Annotated in this window: 1 protein-coding gene; it reads left to right on the top strand. The window is 45.5% G+C overall.

Annotated features, from left to right (window positions below; genetic code table 11):
• Positions 1-195: 195 nt before the first annotated feature.
• Positions 196-6,081 (top strand): translocation/assembly module TamB domain-containing protein, encoded by a 5,886-nt coding sequence (locus CV014_RS19935; RefSeq protein WP_236143615.1) that lies wholly within the window; start codon positions 196-198, stop codon positions 6,079-6,081.
• The last annotated feature ends 191 nt before the right edge of the window (positions 6,082-6,272 follow it).

Genomic DNA, 6,272 nt, shown 5'->3' with positions numbered 1-6,272 from the left:
GACTAATGACTAATGACTAATGACTAATGACTAATGACTAATGACTAATGACTAATGACTAATGACTAATGACTACTACGCATTCATCCGAATGCCAAAGGATGAGATTGGTTTGTATCTTGGTATTGGCGTAGTAATATGCCCATAGTGCTAGTAGTGTGCCTACCACGTTCAGGAAAAGAGAAGTGAAGCCACATGAGTAATTCTTCCCATCAAGATCATCAGTCCGGTAATTCTGACCGCCAGCGTCTATGGCTGCGGGTTTTGAAACGTGGTGGTATTACCTTGGGCGGTATCTTACTGCTAGGTTTAGTCGGCGGTGCTTGGCGATTATGGGTTTTTGTACAGAATGAATTAACGCCTTTAGCAGAAAAAAGTCTGACCAATACGCTAAACCGTCCCGTAAAATTGGGTAAAGTTAGTCAATTTTCCCTGACAGGTGTAAATTTTGCGGCTTCTTCTATCCCCCCTACAGCCACAGACCCCGATAAGGCGGAAGTCGATGCGGTGGAAGTTACTTTTAATCCTTGGCTGTTAATTTTTAATCGTCAACTAAAACTAGATGTTACCTTAGTTAGTCCTGATGCTTACATTGAACAGGATAATCAAGGGCGTTGGATTACTACAACCTTAGCTCCTCCAGGAGAGGCGGGAGCAATTAAAACTGAATTAAGTACATTGCGTCTGCGGAATGGCAATTTGGTACTGTTACCCCAGAAGAAAGAAGCAGGGGAGCAGGGGAGCAGGGGAGCAGGGGAGAATGTTTCTATTTCTCCCATCGCTTTTTCGCAACTTTTGGGATCTGCCCAATTTTTAGAAAATAACCAATTGGTGAAATTTGCAGTCCAAGGTCAGGCGGAGACTGGCGGTAACATTACCTTGGCTGGGGATGTGCGTCCTAAGACTTTGGTGGCGAATATACAGGTGCAAGCAGAAAAAATGCTGGCTGCACACGTTACCCAATTGATAAAATTACCCCTGGAATTACAAACAGGTCGGGTGAATGGTGATTTAAAAGTTCAACTCGCGCCAGAACAGAAGCCTTTACTGTATGGTAGTGCTGATTTAGAAGGGGTGACGCTGCAAATTCCCCGCGTACCACAACCGTTTATTAATAGCCAAGGTAGTATTTATTTTCAGGGAACAGAAATTAAACTCGAAAATCTCACTACTAACTACGGCAAAATTCCCCTAGTGGCGGCGGGAATTATTGATAGTATTAAAGGCTTTAAGTTAGCTGGGCGCATTAATGGGGTGAGTGTCGCTACAGCCCAAGAAACTTTAAAATTAAAACTGCCTGTACCTGTGGCTGGACAATTACAGGCGAAATTACAGGTGGTGGGGGATGTTGATAACCCCGTTCTTTTAGGTAGTGTCACCACTGTGAAAACTGCCCAAATTGATAAGATTAATTTTAAAAGAGTTAGTAGTAACTTTGCATTCAACACCCAGGATGCTTTGATCAAGTTGGAAGACGTTCTGGGAGAAACTACAGTCGGTGGTGAGATTAGAGGTGGTGGGATTATTCAGTTAGGAAAAAATCCCCAACTCGATTTGAGTTTTGCTGCCAATCAAGTAGCTGGAGACGCGATCGCTAAACTCTATAATCCTAATGTGGCTATAAAAATCGGCAGTGTTAACGCTACAGCCAGGGTGACGGGTACACCTACAAATACCCAAACTTTCGTCCAATTTGCCGCACCACAGGCAGTTTATCCTACCACGGGGGAAGTGATAGTTGGTGCTAATCGTAACATTAATTTTCGCAATGTGGTGGCGCGGGTAGGTGGGGGGACAATTCAAGGGAGTGGGAGTTTTGTCAATCAGCGTTGGCAAGCTGTCGCCCAAGCTTCCAGGGTGAGTTTACAACCCTTCGTCAACCCCAATCAATTGCAAAATATCTCTTTGGCGGGGACAGAATTAAACGGTCGTTTCCTTCTGGCGGGGACGGCTGAACCTTTCCAAATCGTCAATATTCGTTCCCAAGATGCGGGGGTGCAGATTGGTGGTGGTAGGATTGCGATCGCGAGTATTCAATTACAAGACAAAAACTTCACCGCCCGTTTCATCGCTAATAATGTCCGTCTGGGTAACGTCCTCAAAAATTCTCCCCCAGCTTTAGCTAACCCCCTAGATGGCACATTTCAAATCGCCGGCAATCGAGAAAATTTGAATCTGAAAACTTTCCAAGGCAGTGGGGAAGCCCGTTTACGCGTAGGTAATGGCACAATTACCGCCGCCAATATTCAACTTGCTAACGGTCGTTATCAAACCCAAGTGCAAGCGAATAATGTTCCTGTGCAACGTTTAGCGGCTGTACCCCTACAAGGTAATTTAACCGGACAATTAAATGTCGCCGGTAGTATAGATTCCTTCAGTCCCAATACCATCCAAGCCAGTGGACAAGCCAAAATTAATGTCGGTAACGGTACAATTACCGCCGCTAACATTCAACTGGCTAACGGTCGTTATCAAACCCAAATCCAAGCCAACAGCGTCCCTGTGCAACGTTTGGCAAAAGTGCCACTCCAAGGCGATTTAACAGGACAGTTAAACGTCTCTGGCAGTGTCAATTCCTTCAGTCCTAAAACCATCCAAGCCAGTGGACAAGCCAGCATCAATGTTGGTCAAGGTAAAATTACCGCCGCTAATATCCAACTGGCTAACGGTCGTTATCAAACCCAAATCCAAGCTGATAACGTCCCTGTGCAACGCTTGGCTACTGTCCCGCCCCAATTTCAAGGTAATTTAACTGGTCAATTAAATGTTGCTGGTAGTGTAGATTCCTTCAGTCTCAACAGCATCCAAGCCAGAGGTCAAGGACAGTTAAATGTCGCAGGTGGTCAAGTTACAGCGTCTAATATTCAACTGACTAATGGTCGTTATCAAACCGTAGTTGCAGCGACAGGTGTACAGTTAAACCGCTTTAATCAACAACTGCGGGGACAATTAGGAGGACAACTGCAATTAGCAGGAAATCTCGGTTCCACGAGATTAGCAGATATCGAAGCTGCGGGTCAGGTGCAGTTATCCCAAGGTTTACCAGGACTAGAACGCCCCTTAGTCGCTTCCCTGGCTTGGAATGGCGAACAGTTGACAATTCAGCAAGCCACTGCGCCAGGCTTAAATGTGAGTGGACAAATAGCCGCCAACGCCAATAGACCAGGTATCCCAGAAATTACCGCCTTAAATCTCAACGTCCAAGCCCAAGACTTTAATTTACAACAGTTACCTGTGACTTTACCCAATCAGGTAGCGGTGGCAGGTAGGTTAGATTTTAACGGTCGGGTGACTGGGAAATTACCGTTACCGAATGTAGCCGGACAACTGGCCTTAAAAGATTTAGCAGTCCAGGGTATTGCCTTTGAACCTGTACTTAAGGGTAGTGTGCAGTCAGCCCAGGGACAGGGTTTAAATTTAGACTTGAGAGGCAATAATGACCGCATCGCTTTAAATCTCAACGGCAATAATCGCCCCGAATCCTTCCTGGTAAAATGGCAGCAAGCCTCAGCCCAAGGTCAAGTTAAAGGGGATAACTGGAGTGTGCAAGTGGCTAGCTTCCCCTTACAAATCTTGAATGTATCACCGCCGCCAAATCTGCGTTTGGGTGCAGGGAAACTGGCAGGCAATTTAACAGGAGATATCCAATTTAATCAAAGCACATTTGCGACTAGTGCCAACTTAGCGATCGCCAAACCAGAAATCGGCAGAATTAAAGGCGATCGCTTGGCAGCTCAATTCCGTTATAGTGATGGCACAGCTAGCATTACCAGTAGTGAATTTATTAAAGGCAATAGTCGTTACGCCCTCACTGGCAATATTGCCCCAACTGCCCAAGGGCCAAGAATCCAAGGTAAACTCAACGTTAGCCAAGGCAATATCCAAGACGTACTCACTGTAGCCCAAATTTTTGACATCCAAGATTTGCAAAACAACGGTTCGCCGCCTAGTTACGGTAGTGCAGCCGACCTCAATACCGCACCCCAAGGCTTACCTAATCGTCCTTTACTTGACCAAATCGAACGCCTAGCCCAAATTAATCGCCTCATAGCTGACCGAGAAGAACAACGCACCGCTTCCCCAGTTCCCGAATTAGCAGATTTACAGGGAACCTTTAGCGGCGATGTGGCTTTAGATACGGGTACGCCAGAAGGTTTATCAGTTCAATTCAATTTAAATGGACAGAACTTTACTTGGGGTAAAGAAGACGAAGAGAACCGTTTCTATCGTGCTGACAAAATTATTGCCGAAGGTAGCTTTGCCAATGGGGTATTACAAGTACGACCATTACGCATTGAATCAGCTAATAGTCTTGTGGCCTTTGCTGGTAACATTGGCGGCTCAGACCAGTCAGGACAATTACGGGTGAATAATTTCCCCATAGAGGTGCTGAATAACTTTGTCAGACTGCCCATTGGCATCACTGGCAATCTGAGTGGTACGGCAGCTTTAGCAGGTAGTATTGGCAACCCCCAAGCTAGGGGAGAACTGCAAATTACAGAAGGTAAACTCAACGACAAAGCCATAGAATCAGCCAACGCCAGTTTTAGTTATGCCAACGGTCGCCTGAATTTTGGTAGTATCGTTGCCATCGCGGGGCCGCAACCAGTGAACATCAATGGCAGTATCCCCTATAAATTGCCCTTCGCCACCACAAATCCCGATAGTGACCAAATTAGCTTAGATGTGAAGGTGCAGAACGAAGGATTGGCACTATTAAACCTGTTAACCAACCAAATCGCCTTTGAAGAAGGCGCAGGTGAAATTGATTTAACAGTCAGAGGAACTAGACAAAAACCCATATTAAATGGGATTGCCACCGTCAATGATGCCACTTTCTCAGCTCAAGCTTTACCAGGGAAAGTCAGACGTGTCACCGGTAAAATTCAATTCGATTTTGACCGTGTTTTAGTAGAAAGTCTCCAAGGTCGATTTAGCCGTGGCCAAGTCGCCGCCGCAGGGGAAATACCCATTTTTAACACCGAACTGGCAATTAATAATCCCCTCACCGTAGAACTAGAGCAATTAAACTTAAACCTGAAGGGATTGTATCAAGGCGGGGCTAGTGGCAACTTACAAATTACAGGTTCAGCCCTCAAACCAGCGATTGGCGGTAAAATCAGCCTCTATGATGGTCAAGTCTTGCTAGCAGAATCTACCAACGCCCAGCAGCAGCAAAATAATAACGCTGGTATATCACTCACCAAACTCAACAAGCAAGACAAACAAGAAGTAAATAGTGCAGGGGCGATCGCGCGCTTTAATAATTTAGAACTAGAATTAGGCAAAAACCTGCAAATTACCCGTCCACCTATCTTAAGTTTCCGCGCCACAGGTAACTTGATTGTCAGTGGTACTTTCGCTGATCCCATTCCCGTAGGCACTATCCAATTAAAAGACGGTGGCGTAAACCTATTCACCACCCAATTTAAACTAGCTAGCGGTTATAAACATACCGCCACCTTTAGAGCCAATCAACCCCGCGACCCCGATTTAGATGTACAACTATTTGCGAAAGTTCTGGATGTCGTCCAAGACAGTAACTTTAGTGATAGTAGATTAAGTCCCACCGGTTTAGCGGCATTAGAAACCGTGCGGGTAGAAGCTAACGTCAAAGGACAAGCCAGCAAACTCGACCAAAGCCTAGAATTAAGAAGCAGTCCCTCCCGCAGCGAAAACGAAATTGTCGCCTTATTGGGTGGTGGATTTGTCACCGCCCAAGGAGGCGGTGATAGTACCCTGGGTATTATTAATATTGCCGGTTCAGCAGTATTTAATAATTTCCAGTCTGCCTTTAACCAAATCGGTACAGCCTTCGGGTTAAGTGAACTGAGGATATTCCCCACAGTCATTTCTGATAATCCCGAAGCCGGTAAAAGTGGTTCTTCTATTGAATTAGCAGCCGAAGCCGGCGTGGATCTTTCCACCAAATTGTCAATTTCTAGTATTAAGATTTTGACAGCCAATGACCCCTTCCAATGGGGGATTAATTACCGCATTAACGATAAAATTCGGGTGCGTGCTTCCACTAATTTAGAAGATGATAGCCGGGCTGTAATTGAGTATCAAAATAGGTTTTGATGGGCATTGGGAATAGGGCATGGGGCATTGGGCATTGGAGTAAAATCTACCTTGTTACCCAGTCCCCAATCCTCAGTTATACCAATTCACTAAAATTCTGATACAGATCCAAACCCAGAAACTCTTGTCAAGTCGGGATTTATCAATTGCGTTAGCGTACCACTCCGTGGAAGCAAGCTACGTGTAGCGTC

Source organism: Nostoc sp. CMAA1605, from assembly GCF_021596505.1.
GTDB lineage: Bacteria > Cyanobacteriota > Cyanobacteriia > Cyanobacteriales > Nostocaceae > Trichormus.
Note: the sequence above shows the minus strand (reverse complement) of the source record. Positions and strands in the feature narration are given on the sequence as shown.

Excerpts from the sequence above, each read along its gene's own strand:
- CV014_RS19935 (WP_236143615.1), top strand. The coding sequence starts at position 196 with ATGAGTAATTCTTCCCATCAAGATCATCAGTCCGGTAATTCTGACCGC.